Here is a 26,850-nt window from a genome sequence, read left to right as displayed (position 1 = left end):
GTTTTTTGAGTCATGATAAAATTTATATTGTACAAATCAAAAATGGCGTGTATTGTAGCACAATTTATTATCTTGGGTATTTGTGATTTTTTGATGATGTCGATTGAAAAAATGATTTATTTGCACCATGCACCGCTGACCAGCATCATGCAAGACGGGGCGGTATCTAAGCGAGTGTTTGCAGATTATCGTGAGCGAATTTTGAGTGATTTTTGTGGGGATTGTGATTTGCCAAAACCTGCGTTTGCCAAAGATGAGTATGGCAAACCTTATTGCACCAATATTGCCCATTTGCATTTTAATCATTCACACAGCCAAAGTGATTATGCCTTAATTTATTCTTTGACCGTGCAGAATATTGGCGTGGATATTGAAAATATTCATCGTCAAGTGAATTTTGATGGTTTGGCAAAACGCTATTTTCATCAAGATGAATATCATCATTGGCAAAAAAATGATTGTGATAAAACTTTATGGTTTGCCTATTGGACGATTAAAGAGGCGGTATTAAAAGCCTCTGGTATTGGTATTCGTATGCCTTTGAATCAATTAAATGCTGTTTTTATCAATCAAGATAGTGGCTATGTCAATCATCATATTGGTGAGTTTTATTTTAAACAAAAAATCATCAATGATAACATCATCAGCATTGCCTATCCGTTTGAATATAAAGATAGACCAATCATTGGTTGTCACTAAATAGCTTGATTTGATTATGGCGTAGATTGATATTTGCTTGCTTTAAAATACAGCGTTTGCTGAGTATCATCACGCAATATCAAGCGATTGTCTTTAAATTCATATTCAATATTGCCACGCCCCACAAAATACGCCAATTCATTTTCCATTTGTGTGATGTCGCCACAATGTGGTGCGTTGCCAAAATACCCTGCATTCGTTTTATAAAACTTGGCTGTTGTTTTATCAAGTCCAATCACGCCATTGACACTGGCACAGCCAACATAAGCTGAAAATCCCAAAAATACCAAATCATCATTGGGGGTAGGGGCGGTCAAATCATTGGGATTATCAGTATGGCGAGCAAAATTTACCATCGCTCTGTCGTCTAATTTGCTAAGCCATTCATTGCTTATGTTTTCGCCTTTTTCAAATTGCCAAGTGTGTGCGACAAATTGGTCGATAGTATCATTGAGCATAAAGTGAAATTGCTCATCATGGGTGGTTTGAGTGCCATCATGATTGGCAGAGGTGTGATGAACATCTTGACAGCCTGATGATAGAGCAATCAGCACGCCACTCAGTACGCTACATAAGCACCAATGGCACAGGCTATTCCTTATCATCTTTGTCCTTCCATGAGGCTAGGCGTTTGACCACTTTGTAGAACAGCGTGCCTTTTTTGTAGTCGCCTTTTTTATTTTTGTCATTGACAGGCATGTCGGTCAAAAGCTCTAGGGCTTGATAAATATTATCAATGACATGAATGGTAAACTCACCTCGTGCCACAGCCTTGATGATATCATCTCGAAGCATGAGTTGGTCTAGGTTGGTGCGTGGCAAAATCACGCCCTGATTGCCTGTCAATCCTTTGGCGACACAAGCATCAAAAAATCCTGCGATTTTGGCATTGACTCCGCCGACCGCTTGGGCTTCGCCAAGCTGATTCATTGAACCTGTAATGGCAAGATTTTGGGCGATGGGCACACCGCTGAGTGCTGAAAATAAGGCACAGCATTCTGCCAAAGTCGCACTATCGCCATCAATATGGGCGTAGCTTTGTTCAAAGGCAAGTGAGGCACTAAAATTCAACTCATAAAATTCACTAAACAAAGACCTTAGAAAATTGGTCATAATCAGCATACCTTTGGCGTGCAGACTACCGCCAAGCTCAACATCTCGTTCGATGTCTAGGATTTCGCCATGGCCAAAGCGTGGTGCGATTAGGGCGGTTAGACGAGCTGGCATACCAAATTCGCTGTCAGCATAGCTAATCACGGTCAAGGCATTGATTTGCCCAACGGCTTTTCCTGTGGTGCTGATGACTTGCTGCCCACCGTGAATCTCTTGCCAATACAGCTCTTGTAGATAGCTGGTGCGTTCGTGAATGTCAGCTAAGGCAGCGGCGACTTCGGTGGCGGTAACCGTGCTTTTGCCTGCTTGCGTGGCGTGCTGTGCAGATTCAACCAGCAGACTTGCCAGACGGTCGGCGTGCAGGTCAATCTTATGCTTATCATCAGCGATTTCGCTTAGTTTATCGATGATGGCGGCAAAAGCGGTGTTGTCAAAGGTTGGCAGTTGGTATGCCTTAATCATGTCCACCATTTTGATGACTAAGCCTAACTCACTTTGTTCATCTCGTCTGATGTCATGATGAAAATCGGCACGGATTTTAAAGACGGCATTAAATTCTGGTTCAAATTCGAGCAGTTCATAATACAAATCCGCTTCGCCAAGCAAAATAACTTTGACATCAAGCCCAATGCTGTCAGGTTCTAGCGATAAAGAACCTGTTAAGGTCAGCATTTGTTCTAGGCTGGATATTTTGATTTGCTTAGACTGCAAGGCTCGTTTTAGCCCTTGCCATGCATAAGGGTGTTCTAATAGACTACTGGCTTCTAGGATAAGATAGCCACCATTGGCTCGGTGTAACGCCCCCGCTCGTATCATGCTCACATCGGTCAAAACCGTACCAAGCTCGGTGGTGTACTCGATATGCCCAAGCAAGTTTAGATGGGTAGGCAAATCCTCAAAAATAATCGGAGCACCACTGCCTGCCTTATGACTGACCAGAATATTGACCGCATAGCGACTGGGCACTTCGCTTAGCACCGCCGCCACAAAATCATTATCATCTTCATTGATGATGTGTGCCACATTTTTGACCATGTCTGCCTGCATGGCTTGTAGATGAGCGATGGCTTTGGGGCTGGCTTGATAGGTGCTAAGTAGCGGACGAAATAGCGGTTCAAGCACTTTTAGGGCAGAAGTTTGATGCAGCTCGTCCAGCTGCTGATGCAGACTGTCTTCTAGGTCTTCAAGTTTTAGCTCAATTTGGGTCAGCTCTTGGCTAAGTTTTTGGTAGATTTTTTGGTCAATCTCTTGCTTATCATCAATGGCGACCAATTTTGGCTGACCGTCCAGATGTAGCTGAATGCACAGGTTGTGTGCCTTGCCTTTTTTGTTGATGTCATCAAAATACTGATTTTGGGTGTCGTTGACCGATGCTTTGATGGTGCTGATGTGTTTTTGATGTACCTCTCCAAGCAGTTTGGCGGTCAGTTTAAGCTTGGCGGTTTGCCACAGTTTGTAGATTTTTTGTTGGAAAGCAAATGCCGCACCTGTGGGTAAATCGATGGCGATGGGACGGCGAGAGTCCACAAAATTATGCACATAGACAAGGTCGTTTGGTGTATTTTGTGATTTGGCTCGTTCGGTCAGTAGGCGAGTGATGAGGGTGCGTTTGCCCAAGCCATTTTCTCCGACCGCAAAAATATGATAGCCATTGGCACGAATGTTTAGGGCGGTGTTGATGGCTTTGATGGCACGCTGCTGACCAAAACTAAGCTCTGGCTTGGGGAGTTTGGCACGGCTATTTTTGGGCAGATGATTTGGATTGGTGGTGCGTTTTAGGTCGGCTGGACTAAGTTTTTGCATTGGCAATAGATGATGAATGATAAAGAGAAAATTGCCCCAATTTTAACCCAAAATCAAGCAAAAAGGGTAAAATTTTTGGTAATGAATGACAAAGTAATGAGAAATGAACATTTGTCAGCTTATCTTGGATAAGCCAAGAGATAAAATGGTGATGAGATTGCTTATGGTTACAAAGATGATTTACGGTGCATCAAGTGAGCGATGATTGGGGTCTTTTGGCATTCAGCAAGGAAAGTTTGGTAAAAATCTGATTACGCCAAAAAAAGCTATATCACACTGCAAAACCGTGCTAAAATAGATGATTTAAATACCAATCTAAGCAATCACTATGACAACCGTCCGATTTTCTAAGATTTCTCAGCAGGCAGATGAATTTGCCACCCAAATCATGCAAGCAGCTCAGGTGCTTGGCTTGTCGATTGATGATGAGCAGGTGCTGGCAATTTTACGATATTTAGATGGGCTGCTGCTTTGGGGCAAGGCGTATAATTTGACCGCCATTACCGACCCAAAAGAGGCCTTGATTAAGCACATTTTTGACTGTATGGCAATCGTGCCAGATTTGCCATTGGCTGACCGTGGTCGGGTGCGTTTGTTGGACATCGGCACAGGGGCAGGCTTGCCATCGGTGATTATTGCCATTTTGCGACCTGATTGGCAGGTGTCGGCATTGGATAGTAATCAAAAGAAAATCCGCTTTATTCGACAGCTGGCAAGTGAGCTTGCCCTAAAAAATATCATGCCCATCGCCAGTCGCATTGAGCATCATCACGCTGATTTTGCCAAGACTTATCAAGTCATTACTTCACGAGCTTTTGCTTCGTTGCAGGATTTTGTAGCACTTGCCACGCCTTGTTTGGCGGAAGATGGCGTGCTGTATGCGATGAAGGGCAAAAACCCAACGGACGAAGAGCTGGCTTCTTTGGCAGATTGGCACATCAGCGTCAAACCCATCAGCGTACCGCAACTTGACGACAGTCGCTGTGTGGTCTATTTACAAAAATAATTCATCAAAATAAAGTTATCCAAAGGTTTGTATTATGGAAATCATTGCAATCGCTAACCAAAAAGGTGGGGTCGGCAAGACCACAACGACCGTGAATTTGGCGGCGGCATTACATTTGATTGCTCACAAAAAAGTATTGCTCATCGACCTAGATTCACAAGGCAATGCGACTACCAGCGTGGGCGTGGACAAAAACAACCTACAATACACGATGGCTGATGTATTGCTTGATGGCGTGCCATTTGCTGAGGCGATTTTGACTTCGCCTGTGGGCATTGATGTCATCGGGGCAAACCGTGATTTGGCAGGGATTGATGTGTCTTTGGCGGGCGTAGAAAATGCCCCATTTTTGCTCAAAGAGGCGATGATGCAGGCACAGGCTGAGGGCAGGCTTGATTATGACTATATCGTGATGGATTGTGCCCCAAGCCTAAGTTTGATTACGGTCAATGCCTTTGCAGCAACTGATGGCGTCATCATTCCGATGCAGTGTGAATATTACGCTCTTGAAGGTGTGGCGGATTTGATTGCCACCATTGACAAGCTAAGCAGTATCAACTCAAAACTACACATTCGAGGGGTGGTGCGTACTTTGTTTGATAATAGAAATACGCTTGCCAATGATGTCTCGTATGAACTTGAAAATCACTTTGGCGATTTGGTCTATAAAACCTACATTCCACGCAATGTGCGTCTGGCGGAAGCACCAAGTTTTGGGCAGTCGATTTTTACTTATGAAAAATCGTCCAAAGGGGCAATCGCTTATCAGCAGCTGATGAACGAAGTGCTTGCCCAATCTGCCCATCAAACAAAATAGAGTAGCATAAGATGACAAAAAAACGAGGACTGGGCGGTAATCGTGGACTGGACGCATTGCTTGCCAACATCAGAGTCGGTCGGCAAGTGGCACAGACGGTACAGATGGCAGAGCAGTCTGAGCTGGCGTCGATGAGCGATGAGGTGGTGTCAATCAATGAGGAGCAGGATTTGGCTGAGCCAGACTGTGTGTCAAGTGATGACAGTGCTGATGTCAGTCAGATACTTTGCCAGTCCGATGAGCCTGATGGGCAGCCTGATACAAAGACGCACTCAACCACCACGCAGCAAGATGATGTGTCGGCTGATAATTCCTCCCAGTTTGTGCCAAATGTGTATTTGGATAATGCACAATGGCAACAAATAGAGCTGTTTTGGCAATATGGTTTTGGCGACATGGCGGTCAAGAGCAATTTGCAGACAATGAATGACAATGGTTAGGAAGGCGATTATGGTAAAAAAACGAGGATTGGGAGTAAATAAGGGTTTGGACGCATTGCTTTCTAAGGTCAATCTAGAAAAGCAAATCGCACAAGGGCAATTAACCCCAAAAAAAACCGACACACCAAACAATAAAAAGACCATCGTTGATAATCAAGCGGACATGGTGCTGACCCAAGATGGAGAAAAAGTGGCTTTGGTGCAAATCGCCACCAATCGTTTGCAATCTGGTAAATACCAACCCAGAAAAGAAATGAAAGAAGAGGCACTTGCCGAACTTGCTGCCTCAATCCGTCAGCATGGCGTGATGCAGCCAATCGTCATTCGCCCCTTGTTGTCTGATGAAGATAAGACCAGTCAGACCGTCACGCATGAAATCATCGCAGGCGAGCGGCGTTGGCGAGCTGCCAAATTGGCTGGGCTTGATAGCATTCCTGCCATCGAGCGAGTGCTTGATGATGAGATTGCCATTGCGTTGGCATTGATTGAGAACATTCAGCGAGAGGATTTGAATGTTTTGGAGCAGGCGGCCGCATTGCAGCGTTTTCATACCGAATTTGGCATGAGTCATGCCACCATTGCTTCGGTTGTGGGTAAGGCTCGTGCAACGGTTACCAACCTGTTGCGACTAAACCAGCTGCACGATACGGTCAAGGATTACATGCTGCAAGGGTTATTGGACATGGGTCATGCTCGTGCTTTGCTATCTTTGCCTAATGCACAGCAACCCATCATTGCCAAAAAAATCATTGACGGTCACTTAACGGTCAGAGACACCGAAAAGCTTGTCAAATCCATCATCAATCCAGAGCCAAAAATCGCTCCCATCATTGACCATGAAGTGCTGGCATTAAGCCAACAAATTTCAGACGCACTGGGTGCAACCGTCAAACTAAAACAAGGCAAAGACGGCAAGGGTAGCGTGGAAATATTCTTTTATAGCCACGATGAACTGAGCGAGCTGATTGATAAATTAAGCCATTAAAGAGTAGTTTTATGACCGCCAGCACGCAACCATCAACCAATAAAGTTGCCATTTTTATCCGTCTGATTTCCTACCTCAAACCCTTTTGGTGGGCATTTTTGCTTTCTGTCATTGGTTTTGCCATTGGCGGTGCGGCAGAGGTGTCGTCAGTCAAATTATTGCAATATATCATTGAAGGTATTAGCCATGATGATACCACCAAAAAGCTGTGGTTTCCATTTTTGGTGTTGGGGCTATTTTTTATGCGTGGTGTTGGCTCATTTTTGGGCAATTATTATTCAGCATTGATGGCTCGTAACTTGGTGTATGTGCTTAGAATTGAGGTGTTTAATAAGTTGCTGACATTGCCATCGATTTTTTATCTCAATAATCCTTCGGGTGCATTAAGCAGTAAGCTGATTTTTGATGTGGAGCAGGTAACTGCCGCCAGCACCGAATCATTGACAACCTTACTAAAAGACGGTATCAAGGTCATCTCTTTATTTGGTTTTTTGTTGTACACTAGTTGGCGACTGACTTTGATATTGATGCTGATGTTACCACCGATTTTTTATTTGATTAGACAGGCTTCAAAGAAATTTTCAAATCTATCATTAAGCATTCAAGATTCAATGTCAGAAATCAGCCACATCACCAATGAGGCGGTGTCTGGCTACCGTGTGGTCAAAAACTACGGCGGTCAAGCCTATGAATCCAAACGCTTCGAGCAAGCCTCTAAACAAAACCTAGAAAAAGGTTTAAAAATTACCGTATTATCTGCCATTAACACACCGCTGATTCAGTTTTTGATGGCGATGGGGCTGTGTTTTGTGATTTGGCTGTCTTTGCGTCCTGAGATATTGGGGGATACCAGTGCAGGTCAGTTTGTGGCTTATCTGACTGCCGCAGGATTGCTCAGTGCTCCTGTCAAAGCATTGACTGATGTCAATCCCAAATTACAAAGAGGGCTTGCTGCTGGTATTTCTATTTTTGGTCTATTGGACGAAGTGGAAGAAAATAATCAAGGCGGTCTAAAACCAACGCTTGCAGGCAACATTCGTTTTGAGAATGTGGGCTTAACCTATGATGGCGGTGTGCGAGCCATTGATGGATTTAGTTTGGACATCAAGGCGGGCGAGACGATTGCGATTGTCGGTCGGTCAGGTTCGGGCAAAAGCAGCCTTGTCAATCTGATTACCAGAGATTTGCAAGCCAGCGATGGTCGGATTTTGATAGATGACATACCCATTGACGAGATTGCACTTGATAGCCTTAGACAACAAATTGCGATGGTCAATCAACAAGTAACGCTATTTTTGGACACGGTGACAAACAACATCGCCTATGGTGCATTGAGCGATAAGACACACGAGCAAGTCGTCAATGCCGCCAAAGCTGCCTATGCACATGATTTCATCACTCGTTTACCTAAGGGTTATGATAGCTTTATTGGGGCGGACGGCTTGCAATTATCAGGTGGTCAGCGTCAAAGATTGTCGATTGCCCGGGCATTATTAAAAGACGCACCGATTTTGATTTTAGACGAGGCGACTTCTGCATTGGACAATGAAAGCGAATTTTATATCCAAAAAGCCTTAGAAACAGTGATGCAAAATCGCACAACTATTGTCATTGCTCATCGACTTTCCACCATTGAAAATGCTGACCGTATTGTGGTAATGGACGCTGGACGCATCATCGAAATGGGAACGCATCAAGAGCTGCTAAAACAGCAAGGCATGTATGCAACGATGTACGAACGCAGTTTTGCCGATGACCTTGATGTAGTATTGACAAACCATGCCACAAACCAAGAAGATTGACCGATGAAAAAATTGGAATTGGCACTCACGCAGGCGTGGCAAAAAAACTCGCCCATGCTCAAATTATTATCGCCTTTATCTGCTTTATATGGCGGTATCAGCCAGTATCGCAAATCGCTATATCTGACTCACAAAAAACAAAGTTATCACGCTCCTGTGCCTGTGCTGGTCGTTGGCAACATCACGGTGGGCGGTAGTGGTAAAACACCACTCATCATCGCTTTGGTCAAATATTTGCAAACCAAAAGCATATCCGTTGGGGTGATTAGTCGTGGCTATGGACGCAAGCAGAGTACGCCAGCTTTGGTGCAGGCAGACAGCACGCCACAAGCGGTGGGTGATGAGCCGTGTTTGATTGTGGGCGAGACAGGCGTGCCGATGGCGGTAGGGGCAAATCGTGGACAAGCCATTGAGTTGCTGTTACAGCATTATCCTGATTTGCAACTAATCATCAGTGATGATGGTCTGCAACACTACGCCTTGCACCGTGATGCTGAGTGGATTGTGGTGGACGGTGTACGAGGTTTTGGTAATGGTAAGCTATTTCCGCAGGGCTTTTTGCGTGAGCCATTGTCTCGTCTTGATGGGGCGATGGTCGTCTATCATGATGCACGCACACATCTGTATGATGATAAGACGATGAGAATGTATCTGGCACCCAGTCAGCCTGTACCGCTTTTGGGTGGTTGTCAATCACTACCAACCCAGCAGGTCTATGGGGTTAGCGGTATTGGTTATCCTGATAGATTTTTTCAGACTTTGGCTGATTTGCACTTTACTGTGGTTAAAAAGCCCTTTGGCGACCATCATGATTTTACCCTTGATGATTTGGTGTCTTTATCTGATTTGCCCATCATAACGACCAGCAAAGATGCTGTCAAACTTCGCACACTTGCCAAACAGACATCTCATTCGATTTTTGAAAATGTTTGGGTATTGCCTGTGCAGTCGGTGCTATCACAGGCGGTGTGCGATAAGATGGACGAGTTGCTTTTAAAGTTTGGCATTGACTAAAAAACAGGGCGGTCTGCCTGTTGTATTTAATAAATCCATCGAACCAATTTGCCTGTTTTGTCAATATAAAAGGCTTTTTCATCTAACCCAGAGTTTAACAAACCTTCGCCAAAATACCAGCATCATCAACCGTACAGGAGTAATCATTTAATCTGTATTGTCAATAAAGCCAGCCTTACCGCTTTGTTTGACCTTTGCCAAATTTTCATCAAAATCCCAAACATCATCATACCAAACAGCGACCATCAGCTTATCTGCTGTATCAATAAAACCTCATTTATCTTTTTAGCTCCTAGCAAGCCTTGCTTGGGCAAGTCATGCACTCATCACCAATTTGTCGCATACTGTTATCTTTGTAGTAACTGCCTTTATTTCTTGGCATGTCATACTGATAAGCCACAGGCGATTGTATTGATAAGAGTGATGTTGGGTGATGGTTTGTGCAGATTGGGTTGGATTTTTTGTTGCAAGTATTTTGGGGCGAAAAATTGTTGATGAATGATAAAATATGAATGTATCAAATGTGCATGATTTTAGCCATGAACGATGTACAGATTGATGGCAACCCTTTCCGTTTGTCAGATTTTGCTTTATAATTAAGACCATGATTATTTGCTTAATGTAATACTTATGAAAATCCATCTCATCATTCCTGCTCGCTACAAATCCACTCGCTTACCTGCCAAGCCATTGTTAAACATTCATGGTAAGCCGATGATTTTGTGGACGGCACAAAAAGCCTTGCAAGCTTCGTTTGCAGATACGGTTTGTGTGGCAACCGATGATGACCGCATTTATGAAGTGGTCAAGAATGCCAATATTCCTGTCATCATGACCGCAGACAATCACCCATCAGGCACAGATAGATTGGCTCAGGTGGCACAGTTGCTGACATTTGATGATGATGACATTGTCATCAATATGCAAGGCGATGAGCCTTTGGTGCCTGCGGTATTGCTTGAACAAGTCATGCAGCTTTTGGTGGATAATCCAGATTGTGCGATGGCAACATTGTGCGAACCCATCAGCAATCATGAAGAGTTTCATCGCTCATCGGTGGTGAAGGTGGTCAAGGATAATGCAGGCAGAGCCTTGTATTTTAGTCGTGCCAGCATTCCGCATGACAGAGATGCCCAAGCAGATAGCTTGCCACAGCACGCCTATCGACATCTGGGTTTGTATGCTTATCGTGTGCGTATGCTCAAAGCGTTCACAGGTTGGGAGCAGGGTGTATTAGAAAAATTAGAAAGCCTAGAACAGCTTAGGGTGCTAGAAAATGGCGAACGCATCGCCATTGCTGTGGCAAAGACCACCTTGCCTGCTGGCGTGGATACCCAAGATGATTTGGAGCGGCTAAATGCCATGAGTCTTGATGAGCTGCTTAGCTATTGATGGTTGATATGGATAATCATACCAATACTTTGCCGTATTTTTTGCCAATTTTACCATGGCAAGCTACGGCATGGCAGCAGCTTGTCGGGCAGATTGCCAATCGTCGATTATCGCACGCCTTGCTTGCAGGAGGTATGGCAGGGATTGGCAAAAGGGCGTTTGTTTGGCGATTGGTGGCGTATTTATTGTGCCAAAATCGCACGCCTGATGCCGCCTGTGGGCAATGCGATGATTGTCATTGGCTTAGTAGTGGCACTCACCCTGATTTGCTGGTTTTGCCAGCGTCTGCCATGCCAAACAGCGAAGATGAGCCGCAAAGCATTAAGATTGATGACATTCGTAATTTGCAAGTGTACTGTCAGACCAAGTCCGCCAATGTGCGTATCGTGGTGCTAGATGATGCTGAAAATCTGACCGTTGCTGCAGCAAATGCTTTATTAAAAACCCTAGAAGAGCCACCTGATGATGTTTTTTTGATACTCATTAGTGATAATCCTGCCAAGTTATTACCAACCATCAAAAGCCGTGTACAGTACCTGCCACTAAGCCCCATTGACAGACAGGAGGCGATGGCGTATCTGATGGGGCAGGGGTTTGATGCAGTACAAGCAGATGGCTATCTGACACTCAGTGATGGTGCGGTCTTAAAGGCATTGGATTTGCCAAATCAGGCGTGGTTTGCCCATCGCAAAACTTGGCTGATTACTTTTGTGGCACTATATCGCCAACAACGAACCGCCACCGCCGCCAGTGAGTATTGGCAAGGAGTGCTGAATTTATCACAGTTTTGCCAGCTTAGTAGAGCGATGCTGATGGATATTTGGCGAGTATTGCTTGGATTGCCTAGTTTGCATGCTGATTTATCAGTGAGCGAGCAGGTAGGCTCTTTGTCCATTGGTTTTGATTATTTACAAGATTTATTCACATTGCTTGATGATATTGAGCTGTCCGTTGGTCAAAATGTCCAAGAAAGATTTGCTTACGACCGTTTGATGGCACAATTCTCCCCCTTTACCCAACCCATTTTTGAATAAAATTTAAGTATCTTTTATGCAACCATTCCAAAAAAATCAAACGCTCAAAGAGCAAATTCATGTCGTCATCGAGGGTACGGACACCCCAGCAGGCAAGCTGTTTGATGTCTTGATTTTGATTGCAATCATTGCCAGCGTGCTGGTGGTGATGTTAGATAGCGTGCTGTATTTAAGATTGCAGTATGGGCGAATTTTCTCTTATGCGGAATGGATTTTTACAGGGTTGTTCACGATTGAGTATGTGTTACGACTGTATTCTGCCCCAAACAGAAAGGCGTATGCCACCAGTTTTTTTGGTGTGGTGGATTTGTTGGCATTATTACCGACCTATCTAAGTCTGTTTTTTATGGGAACGCATTATCTGCTGGTGGTGCGTATTTTGCGTATTTTGCGAGTGTTTCGAGTGTTTCGTTTGCGTTCGTATATGCAGCAGGCGGGCTTTTTGACGGCAGCATTTAAGACCAGTCAGCACAAAATTGCGGTTTTTTTCTTATCTTTGTTGTTGTTGGTGACGATTTTTGGTGCGGTGCTGTATGTGGTCGAAGGCCCTGAAAACGGCTTTACCAGCATTCCATTATCGATTTATTGGGCGGTGGTCACGCTAACGACGGTGGGCTATGGCGATATGTCGCCAAAAACACCGCTTGGTCAGGCGATTGCGAGCATGGTGATGATTACAGGTTATGCCATCATTGCTGTGCCAACTGGGATTTTTACCGCTGAATTAACCAAAACAATGCGTCCTCAGTTACAACCTGTCTCCTGCCCAAAATGTGGTAAATTTGGACACGCCACCAATGCTAAATTTTGCGACCGATGTGGGCATGATTTACATCTATGAATGATGATGAAAATTACTTGATATGTTCTAATAAAATTTGATAAAATTAAATTTTACACTATTATTTATTGGAGCATCATCGATGCATGAACAATTAAGACTGACCAATCAGCTGTGTTTTCCGTTGTATGCCATTTCTAAGGAAATCATTCGCCAGTACACGCCATTTTTGGACAAATTGGATTTGACTTACCCTCAATATCTGGTGATGCTTATTTTGTGGGAGTTTGGCGAACAGAGTGTGGGCGAGATTGGGCAAAAGCTGTATTTGGATAGCGGTACGCTCACGCCTTTGCTAAAACGCTTGCAGGCTAAGGGCTTGGTAGAACGCAAACGCTCCCAAAAAGACGAACGAAGCGTGGTCATCAGTCTGACAGATGATGGGCAGCGTTTGGAAAATCAAGCTGTACATATTCCTTGTGAAATTGGTCATTGTATCAATTTATCAGCTGAGGAAGTGGCGGTGTTTAAAAAGGTCATCGACCGCTTATTGTAATTCACCGCTGATAAAATACCGTTCATCGTACTGATGGGCGGTATTTTTTTATGTTTGCATTTTTGCAAAATAAGTTTTCAAAAATAATATTGTTCAAAATTAAATTTTTTTCATATAATAGCAAAAAGATGATTAAGGTGTGTTTCATGCCAAAGACAGTATCCAAATTGACACCTTAATCAGGTGGTTAATTTTTTAAATAAGGTAAATAAATAATGATGAAAAAAGTTTTTATCAGCACCATGTCTTTGTTGGTGTTCAATATTGGTGTTGCTCAAGCAAAACCTGAAACGGTTCAGATTGCTGATACAGAGTCAGCGAACGTAACCAAACAGCAAGATGAATCAGATGTATCAAAGAGCCAGTCAGTATTGCAGTCTAACAACGAGGCAGAAGTAAGAAGTACAGGTCAGGCTCGCTACCATGCCCAGCGAAACGCCGCAGACGCACCTTAATATGATATACACCATCGATTTGATGGTGTTTTTTTGTGTGTGGTATTTTACCAGCTACTCCTAAACGCTTTTTAACACCTGCACCATTTCTATCCACGCCTCAAACACCTGTGGAATGGGCAAAAGTTTGCCTTGTTCAAAATAATATTTATGGCTTTCAAGGGCGATGGTGGCAAAAATATGGGCTTGGTAATCCCAATTTTTCTCAGCCCAATTTTTATCATCTGATGTTATCCGTTTGGCGTGGGCGATAAAGGCGTTTTTTAACAGCCTGTGCATATCGTCATACAAATGATGGCGTGGGGTTTTGATTTGCCAAAGTGCCAAAATCAGCCGTCTTTTTTCCAATAAGCGGTTGCCGATAGTTTGCATAAATCGCAGTAAATTGTCGCTTTCAAAACGCTTTTTGAGCAGGTCTTGATATTCCGCTTTCACTTCTTTTATCAATTTGCCGACCAAATCGCTTTTGCCCGAATAATAACGGTAAAAAGTGGTGCGGTTAATCAAGGCTTTTTCAATGATTTCTTGTACTTGCACTTTTTCAAACGGCTTTTCATCTAATAATTCAATCAAAGCGCTTTGGATTGCCAGATGGGTTTTGATTACTCTTAAATCGTTCATCTTTTTTCAAAATAAGCATACATTTTTCTAATTTTATCTGCATATCCAGCCAAATACGAGCTTTTTAATGTTTGTGAAAAGTGACCGCACTTTCTACAATATGCCCACGATTTTTTAATGAGAACACAAAATGATTAAAGTGCATTGTCTGACAACAGGTTGGGTACAAATCAAAATTCATCATCAAGTGGCACGCTTTTTTGCCCGTCCTGCCCGTGTGCTTGATGTGCTGACCGATAAAAAATGGTCGCCCAAACTGCCGATTGGTTGCTGGCTGATTGAACACCCAGAAGGGTTGATTTTGGTGGATACAGGCGAGAGTAGCCGTGCCAATGACAAGGGCTATCAGCCGTGGTGGCACCCATTTATGCAGTTTTGCGAACGGCGTGGGGTCAAAAAACACGAAGAAGTGGGCGAAATTTTAAAAGCAAACGGCTTTGACCCCCTGCGTATTGACACGGTGGTAATGACCCATATGCACGGCGACCACGCAGGTGGTATTGCCCATTTTCCAAACAGCCGATTTGTGATGAGTGAGATGGAAAAACAGGCAATCAACGCCCCAAATGCGGTGATGAACGGCTATTTAACAATGCACTATCCTGATTGGTTTAAGCCTGATGGCATTGCCTTTAATGATGGGGCGTTTGAAAGTTTTGAACAAAGTCATAAATTGACCAAAGACGGCAAAATCCGCCTTGTACCAACCGCAGGACATACGCTGGGGCATTTGGCGGTAGTGGTGGATATGGGCGAGTATGATATTTTGATTGGCGGAGATGCGTCATACAGCGAACAAGATATGCTTGCTGGTAACATTGACGGCGTGTGCATTGACGGACATTTGCACCAACAAAGCACCGCAAAAATGCGTGAATTGTGTAAACGCAAGCCAACCATTATCCAATTTGCCCACGATGAAAAAAGTGAATATCGTCTGAAAAATAAGGTGTTTACGGTGGTAAAAAATTAAGGGGAAATGACCGCTTGTTGAAAGGCAAGCGGTGTTTTTCTTTTTAAATTTTACAAAATAACCCTTTCAGGCAGCCTGAAACCCTATTTATCCAAACTCGGACTTACCCCAAATTGCCGTTTGTATTCACGGCTAAATTGGCTTACGCTTTCATAGCCCACTTCGTAAGCGATTTGCGATAGGTTCTTTTTTTTGATTAAAATCAGCCGTTTGGCTTCAAATAAACGCAGGCTTTTTTGATATTGCAAAGGGCTTGTGCCGACAAATTCACGAAAATACGCATAAAATCCAGAGGACGACATACCCAAACGGCTTGCCAAATGATGAACATCAAACGGTTCGTTATAATGCTGTTTGAGCCAATCTACCGCTTGGGTGATTTTATTTAAATGACTGTTTTGATTGACCATTTCATAGAGCATTGCCCCTTGTTTGCCCGTGAGCAGATAGTAATAAATCATCTTTTTTAAAGGCGGGGCAAGAATGGCGATGTCTTTGGGCTTATCAAACAAATCTAGCAATAAAACAAACAATTGCATAAGTTCATTACCAGCATTTGCCACATTTTCCCCATTCATCTGCCCGAATTCAAAGCCGTTTTCTTTTAATTCTTGTGCCACTTGGCGTAATAAAACCAAATCCAAATACATACGCACATCAACATAAGGCAGATTGGGTGTTGCAAAATAATCTGACACAATCGGCATTGCCACCGAATAACAAGCGTATTGCCCTGCCTGTTGGATAAATTGGCGGTCTGTGCCGATTTGTACGATTTTGTGATTTTGGAGAATTAGAACAAATCCAGCCTGTTGCAAGGCATAGTGGTTTTGCTCGTTTTGATGACGAACAAAAATACCAAAATCGGCAATCGGCGTTTCAAGCATTGAATTTGTATCTTTTGGGGTATTTTTTTGATAAAAATCCAATACTTTTTGTAATAATTTTTCTTGTGGCATTGTTGTTTTGCTTGGCAATAATTTTGCTGATTATAAAAAAATTTAGAGAATTAGGCAAATTTTTTGGCGGTTTGTGTTAAAGTGGTTTTGCCAAACAACTTATAATAAACACATCTTTTAACCACATAGGAATTTATCAAAAATGACCCACATTCAATCACTTATTCACGCTCAACGCCAATTTTTTCAAAGTGGTGCGACCAAATCCATTGAGTTTCGTAAGACCCAATTAAGCCGTTTGGGGGCGATGCTGTCTGAAAACCAAGAGACGATTTTGCAAGCCTTAAAATTGGACTTAAACAAGCCGACCGAACATGCTTATTTGTCTGAAATTGCTCCGCTACTGCACGAAATTCATATTTTGAGCGAGCATTTGCACGAGTTGGCACAGCCTAAAACGGTGGTAAGCCCTGATGAGTTGCAGTTTTTTGGCAAGGGCGAATATCAAAGCCAAATCATTTATGAGCCTTTTGGCGTAACTTTGAACATTTCGCCTTGGAATTATCCTGTGCAATTGTCATTGTCGCCTGTGATTGGGGCGATTTCGGCAGGCAATACCGCCATTTTAAAGCCGTCTGAATTAACGCCGAACACATCATCATTGCTTGCCAAGTTGGTAGCGGATTATTTTGAGACTGAAATTTTTGCGGTGGTGGAGGGTGGCATTGAGACCAACCAAGCCTTGTTGGCAGAGAAATTTGATTACATCTTTTTTACAGGCAGTGTGGCGGTAGGTAAAATCGTGATGAAATCGGCAAGCGAGCATTTAACGCCTGTTACGCTGGAATTGGGTGGCAAAAGCCCCTTTATCGTGGACAAAAGTGCCAATTTACAAGAAGCGGTGCAGTCTTTGATTTTTGGCAAGGTGTTAAACAGCGGTCAAACCTGCATTGCCCCTGATTATGTGTTGATTGATAATTCGGTTAAAGATGAGTTTATTCAACTGGTTAATCACGCCCTTATTCAAACTTTCGGCGAAAATCCTTTTGCTGATGCACAAACCGACTATGCAAAAATTGTCAGCCCACGCCATTATGAACGCTTAAAAAACTTTTTGACGGACGGCAAAATCGTAGCAGGCGGGGCATTTGATGATGAAAAACAGCAGATATTGATGACTTTGCTGGACGAAGTGTCGTGGGACAGCCCTGTGATGAATGAAGAGATTTTTGGCTCAATCACGCCTGTGCTTGGTTTTGATGATTTGGATACGGCATTGGCAACAGTCGGTCAAAGAGCCAAACCGCTTGCTTTGTATCTGTTCGCCCAAGATGAAAAAGCGATTGAAAAAACCTTGTCGCAAATTTCGTTTGGCGGTGGTGTGGTAAACAGCGTGTTGGCTCATTTTTCCAATCCCAATCTGCCGTTTGGCGGTGTGGGCGACAGTGGAATGGGGGCGTATCACGGCAAGCACAGTTTTTATACATTCAGTCATCAAAAATCAGTGGTAAAACGCACGATTATTTGATTATTGACAGGGAAAGCACCGTTTTTGATGAAAGCGGTGTTTTTCTTTTTAAAATGGGTAAAATAAACTTTTTAAGACTGCCTGAAAAAAATCACACCTATCAGCTTTTCCCATCGTCCCATGCTGGTCAGATGACAAAAACCGCTCAAATTGATTTTGAGCGGTTTTAGCGTGGCTTATGGTTGGATTGTGGTTAGATGGATTTAGCCGTTATCATCACTTTCATCATTCTCCCACAGTACCACCTCATCATTGATGAGAGCCTGTATCATCTGGCGAGTTTCTTCATCGTGTTTTTTGGATTCATCAAGCATTGCTTTGTTTTGGAACAGTCCTGCATTGGGGTCGTAATGCTCCACCATTTTGATGAGCATATCCCTATCACGGCGGAAAAATAAATCCGCCACTTCATCGGCTTTGTGCTTATCCATACCGCTCATTTTTAGAGCGGATTTGCCTGTTCTGACCGCCCCATCAAAGGTCTCACGGATAATCTCATTTGCCCCTGCTTTGTACAAATCATAAGTATGAATGCGGTCAAAGGCTCGTGCGATGATGGTCAAATGGGGGCTGACACTTCTGGCAAAATGCACAATCTGCACCGCTTGTGCCTTATCATCAATGGCGACAATCAGCATTTTGGCATTTTCAAGCCCCAATGCGTGTAGCATTTCAGGGCGTGTGGCATCACCAAAATGGGTCTTAACGCCATAGGCACTCATACCGTCCACCATCACAGGGTTTTTGTCGATAATCGTCAATTCACGACCGCTCATCAACAAAATGTCCGCCACAATTTGCCCAAAACGCCCCATGCCGATGACGATGATTGGCTTGTGTTCTAAGATTTCATCATCGGCACGACGGTTTGCGTGGTCTTTTAATCTTGGGACAATCAAGCGGTCGTGAATGATTAAAAACAGCGGTGTCAAAACCATTGACAGTACCACAATGGCGGTCAGATTGGCGTGGACGGTACTATCCAAAATCCCTTGACTTGCCGCCGCCGAATACAGCACAAAAGCAAACTCGCCCCCTTGTGCCATCAAAACCGCTCGCTCTATCGCCTCGCCTGTGGAATGCTTGGCGACTTTGGCAACGATAAAGATACAAAGGGCTTTGGCAAACATCAAGGCAAACACGCCTGCGACAATCCAGCCTAAATTTTGGGCGACCACCGACAAATCCAGTGCCATTCCCACGCCCAAGAAAAACAGACCAAGCAAAAGCCCACGAAACGGCTCAATGTCTGCTTCTAGCTGATGACGAAACACACTTTCAGACAAAAGCACACCAGCGACAAACGCCCCCCATTGCGGTGGACAGTCCGCCTTTTTCCATTAAAATTGCCGAACCCAGCACCACCAAAAGGGCGGCGGCGGTCATCACCTCACGGGCTTTTGATTTTGCCAAAATCCCAAAAATCGGATTTAGGACAAATTTACCAACGACAACGAGCGTCCCAAGCGATAGTATAGCCAAACCCAGTGCATAGCCAAAGCTGTGATGTTCACTCATATTGGGGTCGGTGGGGGCAAGTAAGGCAACAATCGTCAAAAGCGGAACAATCATCAAATCTTCAAACAGCAAAATAGACACCATCTTTTGCCCTGATGGTGTGGCAAGCTCGCCTTTTTCGCCCAACACCTGCATCACAATGGCGGTGGAAGTTAAGACAAAACCCGATGCCCCCACAAACGCCACTTGCCATTTTGCCCCAAAAGCGATGCCGATGAGCGTCAAAACACAGATGGCGGTCAATACCTGCAACGCCCCCAAGCCAAAGATTTGGTGTCGTAGCGACCACAGATGAGCAGGTTTCATTTCAAGTCCGATGATGAACAAAAACATCACCACGCCCCATTCCGCCAAATGGATAATGGCTTGTGGGTCATCAAAAAGCTTTAAGCCAAATGGACCAATCACAAGCCCCGCCGCCAAATAGCCCAAGACCGAGCCAAGATTTAAGCGTTTAAAAAGTGGCACGGCAATCACCGCCGCCCCAAGTAGCGTAACCACGCTCATAATACTGTTTGCACTGTCGGACATTGTGTTTTCCTAGATATATCAATTGGTTGGTCAATGATAACAAAAGTCATCATTGACCAAAAAGGGTGTTATTATACTTGATTTTTTGGTCTGCATTTCATCAATTTGATTGATAAGATTATATTTATAAATTTTATAATAATACTTTTTTATATTAAGGAATTTGCTAGACAATGACGGTGGTTTATTTTACAATGAAAGCACGATACCAAAGTTTAGATGATGAGTAATCATTGATTTTGGTTTGTTTGTTTTTTGGGTTTTTAGTGAAGGGCATTTATTTGTTTGGTTGGCAGATGAATTGTCAAAGGAATTATTTATGATAAGTCAAACCCCGACCGTTGCTGTCATTACCTCAACGATTGGTCGCCATGATTTGGAACGAGCAATTTTGAGTGTCAAAAATCAACACTATCAGGCCAAGCATTATGTGTTTGTCGATGGCGAGCAGTTTTGGGTGGCGGCAAAATCGATTTTGGATAAATACCCTGAGGTGGTGGCGACTTATCTGCCAATGAATACAGGGGCAAGCGGCTGGTCAAATAGCAGTATCAATGCCATTGCACCGTTTTTGGTCAAAGAAGACATCGTTTGTTATTTGGACGATGACAATTGGTATGAACCTAGCCATGTGGAGCAGGGCGTACAGGCGTTGCTGGCAAGCGGGGCGGATTATGCTTATGCCATGCGAAATCTTTATGATGTCAATCTCAATTTTCTTTGCCCAGACACTTATGAAAGTCTGGGGGAGTATTCATCAGGCTGGCAAACAGAAACGCTGGATGTGTCATTTGAGCTTAATGGTCAGGTGTTTAAAGATGAGTATGAACTATCAACAAAGCACCATATTGACACCAATTGCTATTTTTTCCCTACGACACTGGCTAAGATTTTGGCAGTTGCGTGGCATACTGGATTTCATAATGATAAAAATGTATATCGATTTTTAAATGATTTGCAAAAAAAGGGTGTATGCACTCGAACATTTAGTGTCAATTATTTGTTTGATGCCAAAAAACAAATGTCAGGCATCTTTGAGGAATATCAAAAGTCGCCAGTATCCGCCACCCCAGAGCAGGCAGAGGAAATCTGCCATGCAATCGTTCGGTTGATGGCAAAAACTAGCTTCGAGGGTTGGGGTAATCAAATGCCTTGGGAAATAGATGGTAAAAAATCATCATGAAATCAGCGTGTTATATATTGATGATGGGCGTATTGCTGACAGGTTGCACCATCACATCACCACAAGCGTCAATCAATCCACCAGTCATGATGACAGCTTCCGATTGGTTGGGAGGGTGGCAAATTCAAACACCCAGTCTGACAGGGCGTGATGGCATGCCTTTAAGATTATCTGTGGGGCGGTCAATAGCTTTGATTAACGGCTGTAATCATGTGTGGGCAGACTATCATGCTGAGGGTGGGCGACTGGTAGTGCATGATGTTTACTCCACCAGAATGGCGTGCCAGCCAAATCTGATGCAAGCAGATAGTTTGGTGGTAGCCTTGCTCAAATCAGGCTTATCAATGCAGTATCAAGAAGGAGCTTGGACACTGACGGCAATGCTGGCAAATCGCCCCTATACTTTTGTTCGCTTACCACCTACCAAATAAATCATCAATCCATCTGCCTTAATAACATTGACCGATGGATTGATATGCCGTTGATGAGTATTTATTGGCGATGGGGCTTTTTGATGTTTTTGAGCAGTGCCAAAAACCCTTTCATATAGTCCAGTTTGCGACTGGGCGTACGAACGGCAGCGTACAACTGACAATGCACGCCATCGCCCAAAGGTCGAGAGACTACCCAGCCTTTGCGTTCGTATTCTTGACTGACCCAATCAGGCAGAGCTGCCACGCCTCGTTCGCTGGCGACAAGCTGAATGAGCATTGCAGTAAGTTCTGTGGTGCGAATCTTGGCAGGAGAAATACCTTTGGGAGCAAGGAATTTATCAATGATGTCAAGCCGTTGTTCTTCGACAGGATAAGCAATGAGCGTCTGTTCCGCCAAGTCTTCGGCATTGATGAAATCTTGACTGGCCAGACGATGGGCAGGCGAGAGTACCAGTCTGCTTTCGTAGGTGAATAGCGGCTGATAATGAATGTTGTCAAAGGGCAGGTTGCTTGCAGTGATGAGCAAATCAATCTCGCCATCAATGAGCATCTGGTGTGGCTCTGGCTCAAAACCTGTGGCAAAATCTAACTCAACATCACCATAATTTTTACGGTATTCATTCAAGATTGGCATCAACCAATCAAAACAACTATGGCATTCGCTTGCCAGACGCAATCGCCCTGATTGCCCGTGTGCCAGCCGTTTGATGTCGGATTTGGTGCGAGCCACTTGGGGTAAGATACTGTCGGCAAGCTGTAAAACAAGCAAACCTGCTGGTGTAAAACTGATGGGGCGAGTACGACGATTAACCAAACTGATGTCATAATAATTTTCAAGCTCTTTGAGCTGATGAGAAACAGCAGAGGCGGTCAGATTCATCTCTTCGGCAGTCGTGGCAAGCGAGCCGTGCCGTTTTAGAATGCTCAGCATGTGCAAATGGCGAATTTCAAGCATTATTATTCCCCAGATTGGATTGATGATATATTTTAACATTGTTTTGGGTATAAATGTGAAAAATTTTCATCATAATAAAAAATCATTGATTTTTATTCAATTAGAATGCTCATTGAACGCCATGAATAAAAACAAATCCCCATTAAAATCAATTTCCCAAAACATTGTGTAATAAAAAACCAACTTACAAATCGGTAAATTTCTGCTAGGATATGACGATTATCCAAGATTATTGCTGAGCTGCTATGGACATTATTTTATCTTTATTTGACTTTATCTTACACATCGATAAGCATTTGGCAGAGTTTTTGACCGCTTATGGTTTGTGGATTTATGGCATTTTGTTTTTGATTATTTTTGTGGAAACAGGTCTGGTGGTAATGCCGTTCTTGCCAGGCGATAGTTTGCTGTTTGCCACAGGTGCGTTGGCAGCGGTAACAGGGGCGTTAAATCCTGCGTTGCTGATTGCGTTATTATTTGTGGCGGCGGTGGCTGGCGATACCCTAAATTATCATATTGGTAAGGCGACAGGGGCAAAAGTATTTGCCAGTAATTCTAAGTGGATTAACCAAAATCATCTGCAAAAAACCCAAGCCTTTTTTGACAAACACGGTGGCAAGACGGTGATTTTTGCCAGATTTTTACCTTTTGCTCGTACCTTTGCTCCTTTTGTGGCAGGGGCTGGGACGATGAATTATGGAAAATTCCTTGCCTATAATGTCATTGGTGGGTTTTTGTGGATTACCTCTTTTATTTTGCTTGGTTATTTTTTTGGTAATCAGCCTGTGATTAAGGATAATTTTACCTATGTGATTTTTGGTATCATTATCATCAGTATTTTGCCAGTTGTGATTGCCTTTATTAAAGAAAAGCTAAAAAAATCATCACATTAAGTCGATGATTGATATAAAAAATACCCAGTGGTTGGGTGTTTTTTATTGCCAAAAAAAGCCCACCAACGGCGAGCTTTTTTCTCATCTTTTGATTAAGATTGAGCGATTTGGCAACGAGTTTTAAGGGTTTTGCCTTCTTGTGGGAAGTGCAAAGTACCAGTTTCGCCATTGTCGCTCCAAGCAAAGCCATTAGCGTTGCTGTAATGAGCACGCAGATAGTTGTTGCCACGCACATGGCTCCATAGATGCCATGAAGAACGCTTGTTACGCTCCAAGATTTCAGTTTGACCATCAACAGTGATGCGTAGGTCTTGGTGTGGAGCACGCTGAGTGGTCACAGTTTGACCGCTTTCGCAGGTGTAGGTGGCTTCTGGGTGTACAACATGTGGAGCATTGATTGCACCAGCTTTATCATCTGCCATGGCTGATACAGAAGAAACCAAAGCGGCAGTTGCCAATAGGGCTTTTAGAGAAGTTTTCATAAATAAATCCTAAAAATAATAATGGATTGCGGTAAATTACTCCGCCATTATAACACTTTATTTGTGTTAGCGAGAAACTTTTATACAAAATAGCAAATCTTATTTACATAAGATAACACTTGCCAATAGATTGACGATTACCAATAGTAATAACGACGATCCACTTCCCAAGGAAATAAATAAAATGGACGATGGAACCAGTCATTAAGTTGATTGCGTTGATAATACTGCTGGTAGCCCAATGCGTGTGATTGCTGGATTTCAAGCAAACCTTCTTCTGGACAAACTTGGTTTAATTGATGACCGTATTGACCCAAGGCGTAGGCATTGGCTTTGGTGCAGTAATGTTTTAGACCTTGTGTACGACCAGCCTCCCAGTCAGCACGGACTTGGCTGTCGATTTTGATGGCAGGACAGCTTTTTTGATGGCGGCTGATTTCGTAGGGATAACGACCAGCCTGACCGTCTTGCACCCCAATGGCTTGCCAGTCTAGGTGGTTACAATCCAATGCAGGCTTGTTGGCACTTTGAGTAGTGGCACAAGCAGACAGTAACAATGGTGCGGTTAGCCCAAGTAGAATGATTTTTTTCATAAATGGACCTTGTGTTATTTGGTCGCCAATGCCTTGCATTGAATTTGATAAGTTTGACGATCAATCACCACACTTAGTACACCATCTGTGCCTTTGGTTTGCCAGACATACAGGCTTTTTGGATTGGTTTTGTTGGTGTAGCGATTGCCATTTTTGGCGTTTGATTTGGTGGTATCTGGCTCAAAAGCAATCTCTTGCTTTGGAATGTTCCAGCTAGGAATGCTTGCCAACAAGGTCAGCTGACCGCTACTTTGGTGCTTAGCAGTGATGTCCGCTCCTTCGTTACACACATAATCAATGGCAACACTACCTGTTTGAGCATCAAAACGGCTGTATGACTGTGTACCTGATTTGACTGTGATGGCTGGCAGAGAGCTTTGGGTGGATTTTTTTGATAGACTTGGCAATTCTGGTAAATTGACAGTCGAGCAGGCACTTAGACCAAGTAGGGTGGTCAATATGCCAAGTTTAGCAATCGTTTTCATAATAATACCACTGATATGATAAAAAAGATAAAGGGTATTATAATGCCAAAGGTTGCCATTTGTCATAATAAATGTCCAAAAAATCGTTTAGATTTGGTATCTTTTGCCTAATATTCATTCAATCTTTCCATGATTTTGCGTATAAAAAATGCAGACATTGGTGTATGCCTGCATATTGGTGTTCAATCACTCTTAGGATTTTGCTTGGGTTGGTTTGACTGGTGCGGTCAGTTCGCAGTTTAGCGTGTGTTCTTGTCCACCTGTCTTGACGGTCAGCATGCCGATAGGGTCTTTGACATGCCATTCAAAACTATTTGTATCATTGCCATTGACAAAACGCATGCCAGATGCTGTTGGTGCAGCGTTAAGCGTCAATGCTTGATTGGTCAGATTCCAACTAGGGGCGGTAACGCTAAGCTGAACATTGTCAGCGTCTGGATTGTAATTGGCTTGCACGGTTGCATTGGCATCACAAGCATAGTGCTGCGGGCGATGTGGCTTGCCATGTTTGTCATGATGTTTGTGATGGTGTCCATGATGGTGATGGGCGTGCATTTTGCCATCATGATGATGTGGGTGCATCTGGGTGTCTGGTGTTTTGATTGGCACAACCTGTGATGGCGACGACTGCGACTGCGGTTAGAGCGAATAATTTTTTCATCAAAAATCTCCTTACTGTATTATCAAAGATGAATATATGAATAAAGCGGTACGCATTGATGCGTGTTTTTGATTATAATGACAATGGTTTTCATTTGTATTACTAAGCACGCCAAAATGGTTGAAAAAATGTAATAAACTTGCCAGATTTTTAGCATTGCTTTGTTTGATGTAAGCATAACGCACAGCTTTATTGTGCCATGCAGATAGATATTCCATTGACACGGCTATTTTCTGGCAGGTTGGCTTTGCTCAATGATTATATGCGTGCTTTTATTCAATACGATACAGCAGAACAGCCACCAGATTGCCCAATAATGAATGCGGTGAGTAAGCCATTTAGGGCATGCACCACCAAATAAATCACCCATAATTGATGTTCTGATGGACAGGTCAAGAAGTGGATTGTCATCAAAAGATTGACATTGATGAATTGGTAAATCTACCAAGTTCATAAAGATAATCTAAGATTGATTGAAAAATTATCCACAGCTTTAAAATAGTTTTTCTCCGTGAAACATGGTGTTAAAGACATGCGACTAAGTAAAATATCTTTGGTTTAAAAAAGTCAATCATCATTGAAAAATATATTATAAGTTATTGATATTCAATAATTTTTATTTTATTAACAAATTGTACAAATTTTGTACAATTCTGTGTCAAGCCTTGAAATTAGGGGTTTGCCAACAAAAAATCATTACTTTTCCACAAAGTTATCCACAGTTTTTGTGGAAAAGCAGCCAAATAAAGTTATTACAAGGTTTTGCCAATGCCGTAAGGATTGAAAAGAGAAAAAAGTGTGCGATTGTTTTAGTAAAATTAACATATATAAATCATTTTAATAAAACAATGTTCCACAGATTTTTATTGATGATACCTAGATGATTTGGGCTAAATTTGGTGGTCTTGATGGTGTGGCTATTTGGTGTGGTGCTGATGTGATGGGTTTTGGCTTTGTTATTTTTTTAATAATCTTGCTGTGTATTGTCGGTGGTTGTGGTTTGCATAAACATGAACGGTATTTATTTTGTAAGAACTTTCTTTGAGATAAAGAAAAAACCCCTTAAAATTATTGATTTTAAGGAGTTCAAAGATGGTAGGCGTAAACGGACTCGAACCATCGACCCCCACCATGTCAAGGTGGTGCTCTAACCAACTGAGCTATACGCCTAAATGTGATGGCTATTCTACCAAAGTT

29 protein-coding genes, 1 tRNA gene and 1 pseudogene are annotated in these 26,850 nt (G+C 43.1%); 18 read left to right on the top strand and 13 right to left on the bottom strand.

What is annotated here, in order from left to right; genetic code table 11:
* The first annotated feature begins 96 nt into the window (after positions 1-96).
* On the top strand, positions 97-699 hold the full coding sequence (locus LU297_RS02260) for a 4'-phosphopantetheinyl transferase family protein (protein ID WP_263076798.1): 603 nt from the start codon (positions 97-99) through the stop codon (positions 697-699).
* 14 nt (positions 700-713) lie between these two features.
* On the opposite strand, the gene LU297_RS02255 is transcribed toward LU297_RS02260, so the two are convergent.
* On the bottom strand, positions 714-1,304 hold the full coding sequence (locus LU297_RS02255; RefSeq protein ID WP_263076797.1) for a hypothetical protein: 591 nt from the start codon (positions 1,302-1,304) through the stop codon (positions 714-716).
* Positions 1,291-3,615 (bottom strand): ATP-binding protein, encoded by a 2,325-nt coding sequence (locus LU297_RS02250; protein WP_263076796.1) that lies wholly within the window; start codon positions 3,613-3,615, stop codon positions 1,291-1,293. The genes LU297_RS02255 and LU297_RS02250 overlap by 14 nt, the downstream gene beginning before the upstream one ends.
* Positions 3,616-3,943: 328 nt before the next feature.
* Between LU297_RS02250 and rsmG the strand changes: the two genes are divergently transcribed.
* The 6 genes from rsmG to lpxK are packed head-to-tail and all read left to right on the top strand — an operon-like array spanning position 3,944 to position 9,679.
* The gene (rsmG, locus tag LU297_RS02245; protein WP_263076795.1) at positions 3,944-4,621 is read left to right on the top strand and encodes a 16S rRNA (guanine(527)-N(7))-methyltransferase RsmG; all 678 of its coding nucleotides are present in this window, start codon (positions 3,944-3,946) and stop codon (positions 4,619-4,621) included.
* Between the two features lie 34 nt (positions 4,622-4,655).
* Positions 4,656-5,438, top strand: coding sequence for a ParA family protein (locus LU297_RS02240; RefSeq protein ID WP_263076794.1), 783 nt, complete (start codon positions 4,656-4,658; stop codon positions 5,436-5,438).
* 11 nt (positions 5,439-5,449) lie between these two features.
* Positions 5,450-5,878 (top strand): hypothetical protein, encoded by a 429-nt coding sequence (locus LU297_RS02235; protein ID WP_263076793.1) that lies wholly within the window; start codon positions 5,450-5,452, stop codon positions 5,876-5,878.
* 10 nt (positions 5,879-5,888) lie between these two features.
* Positions 5,889-6,863: a ParB/RepB/Spo0J family partition protein gene (locus tag LU297_RS02230; protein WP_263076792.1), complete on the top strand. Its 975-nt coding sequence runs from the start codon at positions 5,889-5,891 to the stop codon at positions 6,861-6,863.
* 11 nt (positions 6,864-6,874) lie between these two features.
* The gene (gene msbA / locus LU297_RS02225; protein WP_263076791.1) at positions 6,875-8,665 is read left to right on the top strand and encodes a lipid A export permease/ATP-binding protein MsbA; all 1,791 of its coding nucleotides are present in this window, start codon (positions 6,875-6,877) and stop codon (positions 8,663-8,665) included.
* 3 nt (positions 8,666-8,668) lie between these two features.
* Positions 8,669-9,679 carry a tetraacyldisaccharide 4'-kinase gene (gene lpxK, locus LU297_RS02220; RefSeq protein WP_263076790.1) on the top strand — a complete coding sequence of 337 codons (1,011 nt, stop codon included), beginning with the start codon at positions 8,669-8,671 and terminating at the stop codon, positions 9,677-9,679.
* Positions 9,680-9,826: 147 nt separating this feature from the next.
* Here the strand turns inward: lpxK and LU297_RS10040 are convergent, their stop codons facing one another.
* Positions 9,827-9,946 (bottom strand): WG repeat-containing protein, encoded by a 120-nt coding sequence (locus tag LU297_RS10040; RefSeq protein WP_285894534.1) that lies wholly within the window; start codon positions 9,944-9,946, stop codon positions 9,827-9,829.
* Between the two features lie 363 nt (positions 9,947-10,309).
* Here LU297_RS10040 and kdsB point away from each other — a divergent pair, with 363 nt between their 5' ends.
* The 5 genes from kdsB (at position 10,310) to LU297_RS02195 (ending at position 13,897) form a co-directional block, all read left to right on the top strand.
* The gene (gene kdsB, locus LU297_RS02215; protein ID WP_263076789.1) at positions 10,310-11,071 is read left to right on the top strand and encodes a 3-deoxy-manno-octulosonate cytidylyltransferase; all 762 of its coding nucleotides are present in this window, start codon (positions 10,310-10,312) and stop codon (positions 11,069-11,071) included.
* Between the two features lie 8 nt (positions 11,072-11,079).
* Positions 11,080-12,105 carry a DNA polymerase III subunit gene (locus tag LU297_RS02210; RefSeq protein ID WP_263076788.1) on the top strand — a complete coding sequence of 342 codons (1,026 nt, stop codon included), beginning with the start codon at positions 11,080-11,082 and terminating at the stop codon, positions 12,103-12,105.
* Between the two features lie 16 nt (positions 12,106-12,121).
* Entirely contained in the window at positions 12,122-12,946 is an 825-nt protein-coding gene (locus tag LU297_RS02205; protein WP_263076787.1) for an ion transporter, read from the top strand.
* Between the two features lie 82 nt (positions 12,947-13,028).
* A complete protein-coding gene (locus LU297_RS02200) occupies positions 13,029-13,442 on the top strand; it encodes a MarR family winged helix-turn-helix transcriptional regulator (protein ID WP_285894530.1) in 414 nt (137 codons plus the stop codon).
* A gap of 215 nt (positions 13,443-13,657) precedes the next feature.
* Positions 13,658-13,897 carry a hypothetical protein gene (locus tag LU297_RS02195; RefSeq protein ID WP_263076786.1) on the top strand — a complete coding sequence of 80 codons (240 nt, stop codon included), beginning with the start codon at positions 13,658-13,660 and terminating at the stop codon, positions 13,895-13,897.
* 60 nt (positions 13,898-13,957) lie between these two features.
* Here LU297_RS02195 and LU297_RS02190 read toward each other — a convergent pair whose 3' ends face one another.
* Positions 13,958-14,518, bottom strand: a complete 561-nt coding sequence (locus LU297_RS02190) for a TetR/AcrR family transcriptional regulator (RefSeq protein WP_263076785.1) — start codon at positions 14,516-14,518, stop codon at positions 13,958-13,960.
* Positions 14,519-14,648: 130 nt separating this feature from the next.
* Here LU297_RS02190 and LU297_RS02185 point away from each other — a divergent pair, with 130 nt between their 5' ends.
* Complete coding sequence (locus tag LU297_RS02185; RefSeq protein WP_263076784.1) at positions 14,649-15,491, top strand: N-acyl homoserine lactonase family protein; 843 nt, start codon at positions 14,649-14,651, stop codon at positions 15,489-15,491.
* A gap of 83 nt (positions 15,492-15,574) precedes the next feature.
* Here the strand turns inward: LU297_RS02185 and LU297_RS02180 are convergent, their stop codons facing one another.
* Entirely contained in the window at positions 15,575-16,450 is an 876-nt protein-coding gene (locus LU297_RS02180; RefSeq protein ID WP_263076783.1) for an AraC family transcriptional regulator, read from the bottom strand.
* A 142-nt stretch (positions 16,451-16,592) separates the two neighbouring features.
* Here LU297_RS02180 and LU297_RS02175 point away from each other — a divergent pair, with 142 nt between their 5' ends.
* Complete coding sequence (locus LU297_RS02175) at positions 16,593-17,918, top strand: aldehyde dehydrogenase family protein (protein ID WP_263076782.1); 1,326 nt, start codon at positions 16,593-16,595, stop codon at positions 17,916-17,918.
* Positions 17,919-18,121: 203 nt separating this feature from the next.
* Here LU297_RS02175 and LU297_RS10100 read toward each other — a convergent pair.
* Positions 18,122-19,967: pseudogene (locus LU297_RS10100) on the bottom strand (monovalent cation:proton antiporter-2 (CPA2) family protein).
* A 319-nt stretch (positions 19,968-20,286) separates the two neighbouring features.
* On the opposite strand from LU297_RS10100, the gene LU297_RS02160 reads away from it, so the two are divergent.
* Positions 20,287-21,150: a glycosyltransferase family 2 protein gene (locus tag LU297_RS02160; protein ID WP_263076779.1), complete on the top strand. Its 864-nt coding sequence runs from the start codon at positions 20,287-20,289 to the stop codon at positions 21,148-21,150.
* A complete protein-coding gene (locus LU297_RS02155; protein ID WP_263076778.1) occupies positions 21,147-21,581 on the top strand; it encodes an META domain-containing protein in 435 nt (144 codons plus the stop codon). The genes LU297_RS02160 and LU297_RS02155 overlap by 4 nt, the downstream gene beginning before the upstream one ends.
* Before the next feature lie 61 nt (positions 21,582-21,642).
* Here the strand turns inward: LU297_RS02155 and LU297_RS02150 are convergent, their stop codons facing one another.
* Positions 21,643-22,539, bottom strand: coding sequence for a LysR family transcriptional regulator (locus tag LU297_RS02150; RefSeq protein ID WP_263076777.1), 897 nt, complete (start codon positions 22,537-22,539; stop codon positions 21,643-21,645).
* 245 nt (positions 22,540-22,784) lie between these two features.
* On the opposite strand from LU297_RS02150, the gene LU297_RS02145 reads away from it, so the two are divergent.
* Entirely contained in the window at positions 22,785-23,432 is a 648-nt protein-coding gene (locus LU297_RS02145) for a DedA family protein (protein WP_263076776.1), read from the top strand.
* A gap of 92 nt (positions 23,433-23,524) precedes the next feature.
* Here LU297_RS02145 and LU297_RS02140 read toward each other — a convergent pair whose 3' ends face one another.
* The 5 genes from LU297_RS02140 to LU297_RS02120 all read right to left on the bottom strand — a co-directional run bounded on the left by LU297_RS02140 (position 23,525) and on the right by LU297_RS02120 (position 26,067).
* Positions 23,525-23,914 carry a hypothetical protein gene (locus tag LU297_RS02140; RefSeq protein WP_263076775.1) on the bottom strand — a complete coding sequence of 130 codons (390 nt, stop codon included), beginning with the start codon at positions 23,912-23,914 and terminating at the stop codon, positions 23,525-23,527.
* 137 nt (positions 23,915-24,051) lie between these two features.
* Entirely contained in the window at positions 24,052-24,507 is a 456-nt protein-coding gene (locus LU297_RS02135) for a DUF2799 domain-containing protein (protein ID WP_263076774.1), read from the bottom strand.
* A 14-nt stretch (positions 24,508-24,521) separates the two neighbouring features.
* A complete protein-coding gene (locus tag LU297_RS02130; RefSeq protein WP_263076773.1) occupies positions 24,522-24,992 on the bottom strand; it encodes a hypothetical protein in 471 nt (156 codons plus the stop codon).
* A gap of 192 nt (positions 24,993-25,184) precedes the next feature.
* Positions 25,185-25,547, bottom strand: a complete 363-nt coding sequence (locus LU297_RS02125; RefSeq protein WP_263076772.1) for an MliC family protein — start codon at positions 25,545-25,547, stop codon at positions 25,185-25,187.
* A 382-nt stretch (positions 25,548-25,929) separates the two neighbouring features.
* Positions 25,930-26,067, bottom strand: coding sequence for a hypothetical protein (locus tag LU297_RS02120; RefSeq protein ID WP_263076771.1), 138 nt, complete (start codon positions 26,065-26,067; stop codon positions 25,930-25,932).
* A gap of 466 nt (positions 26,068-26,533) precedes the next feature.
* Here LU297_RS02120 and LU297_RS02115 point away from each other — a divergent pair, with 466 nt between their 5' ends.
* Positions 26,534-26,698, top strand: a complete 165-nt coding sequence (locus LU297_RS02115; protein ID WP_263076770.1) for a hypothetical protein — start codon at positions 26,534-26,536, stop codon at positions 26,696-26,698.
* A gap of 48 nt (positions 26,699-26,746) precedes the next feature.
* On the opposite strand, the gene LU297_RS02110 is transcribed toward LU297_RS02115, so the two are convergent.
* Positions 26,747-26,823, bottom strand: a tRNA-Val gene (locus tag LU297_RS02110).
* Positions 26,824-26,850 lie beyond the last annotated feature (27 nt).

The sequence above is a fragment of the Moraxella nasicaprae genome (assembly GCF_025643275.1).
Taxonomy (GTDB): Bacteria; Pseudomonadota; Gammaproteobacteria; order Pseudomonadales; family Moraxellaceae; genus Moraxella; species Moraxella nasicaprae.
Note: the sequence above shows the minus strand (reverse complement) of the source record. Positions and strands in the feature narration are given on the sequence as shown.

Coding starts and splice junctions, on each gene's coding strand:
- LU297_RS02175 (WP_263076782.1), top strand. CDS start 16,593: ATGACCCACATTCAATCACTTATTCACGCTCAACGCCAATTTTTTCAA.
- LU297_RS02160 (WP_263076779.1), top strand. CDS start 20,287: ATGATAAGTCAAACCCCGACCGTTGCTGTCATTACCTCAACGATTGGT.
- LU297_RS02145 (WP_263076776.1), top strand. CDS start 22,785: ATGGACATTATTTTATCTTTATTTGACTTTATCTTACACATCGATAAG.
- LU297_RS02190 (WP_263076785.1), bottom strand. CDS start 14,518: ATGAACGATTTAAGAGTAATCAAAACCCATCTGGCAATCCAAAGCGCT.
- LU297_RS02210 (WP_263076788.1), top strand. CDS start 11,080: ATGGATAATCATACCAATACTTTGCCGTATTTTTTGCCAATTTTACCA.
- LU297_RS02130 (WP_263076773.1), bottom strand. CDS start 24,992: ATGAAAACGATTGCTAAACTTGGCATATTGACCACCCTACTTGGTCTA.
- rsmG (WP_263076795.1), top strand. CDS start 3,944: ATGACAACCGTCCGATTTTCTAAGATTTCTCAGCAGGCAGATGAATTT.
- LU297_RS02155 (WP_263076778.1), top strand. CDS start 21,147: ATGAAATCAGCGTGTTATATATTGATGATGGGCGTATTGCTGACAGGT.
- LU297_RS02180 (WP_263076783.1), bottom strand. CDS start 16,450: ATGCCACAAGAAAAATTATTACAAAAAGTATTGGATTTTTATCAAAAA.
- LU297_RS02260 (WP_263076798.1), top strand. CDS start 97: ATGTCGATTGAAAAAATGATTTATTTGCACCATGCACCGCTGACCAGC.
- LU297_RS02230 (WP_263076792.1), top strand. CDS start 5,889: ATGGTAAAAAAACGAGGATTGGGAGTAAATAAGGGTTTGGACGCATTG.
- LU297_RS02115 (WP_263076770.1), top strand. CDS start 26,534: ATGATTTGGGCTAAATTTGGTGGTCTTGATGGTGTGGCTATTTGGTGT.
- LU297_RS02200 (WP_285894530.1), top strand. CDS start 13,029: ATGCATGAACAATTAAGACTGACCAATCAGCTGTGTTTTCCGTTGTAT.
- kdsB (WP_263076789.1), top strand. CDS start 10,310: ATGAAAATCCATCTCATCATTCCTGCTCGCTACAAATCCACTCGCTTA.
- msbA (WP_263076791.1), top strand. CDS start 6,875: ATGACCGCCAGCACGCAACCATCAACCAATAAAGTTGCCATTTTTATC.
- LU297_RS02135 (WP_263076774.1), bottom strand. CDS start 24,507: ATGAAAAAAATCATTCTACTTGGGCTAACCGCACCATTGTTACTGTCT.
- LU297_RS02250 (WP_263076796.1), bottom strand. CDS start 3,615: ATGCAAAAACTTAGTCCAGCCGACCTAAAACGCACCACCAATCCAAAT.
- LU297_RS02150 (WP_263076777.1), bottom strand. CDS start 22,539: ATGCTTGAAATTCGCCATTTGCACATGCTGAGCATTCTAAAACGGCAC.
- LU297_RS02240 (WP_263076794.1), top strand. CDS start 4,656: ATGGAAATCATTGCAATCGCTAACCAAAAAGGTGGGGTCGGCAAGACC.
- LU297_RS02255 (WP_263076797.1), bottom strand. CDS start 1,304: ATGATAAGGAATAGCCTGTGCCATTGGTGCTTATGTAGCGTACTGAGT.
- LU297_RS02125 (WP_263076772.1), bottom strand. CDS start 25,547: ATGCACGCCCATCACCATCATGGACACCATCACAAACATCATGACAAA.
- LU297_RS02140 (WP_263076775.1), bottom strand. CDS start 23,914: ATGAAAACTTCTCTAAAAGCCCTATTGGCAACTGCCGCTTTGGTTTCT.
- LU297_RS02235 (WP_263076793.1), top strand. CDS start 5,450: ATGACAAAAAAACGAGGACTGGGCGGTAATCGTGGACTGGACGCATTG.
- lpxK (WP_263076790.1), top strand. CDS start 8,669: ATGAAAAAATTGGAATTGGCACTCACGCAGGCGTGGCAAAAAAACTCG.
- LU297_RS02185 (WP_263076784.1), top strand. CDS start 14,649: ATGATTAAAGTGCATTGTCTGACAACAGGTTGGGTACAAATCAAAATT.
- LU297_RS02195 (WP_263076786.1), top strand. CDS start 13,658: ATGATGAAAAAAGTTTTTATCAGCACCATGTCTTTGTTGGTGTTCAAT.
- LU297_RS02205 (WP_263076787.1), top strand. CDS start 12,122: ATGCAACCATTCCAAAAAAATCAAACGCTCAAAGAGCAAATTCATGTC.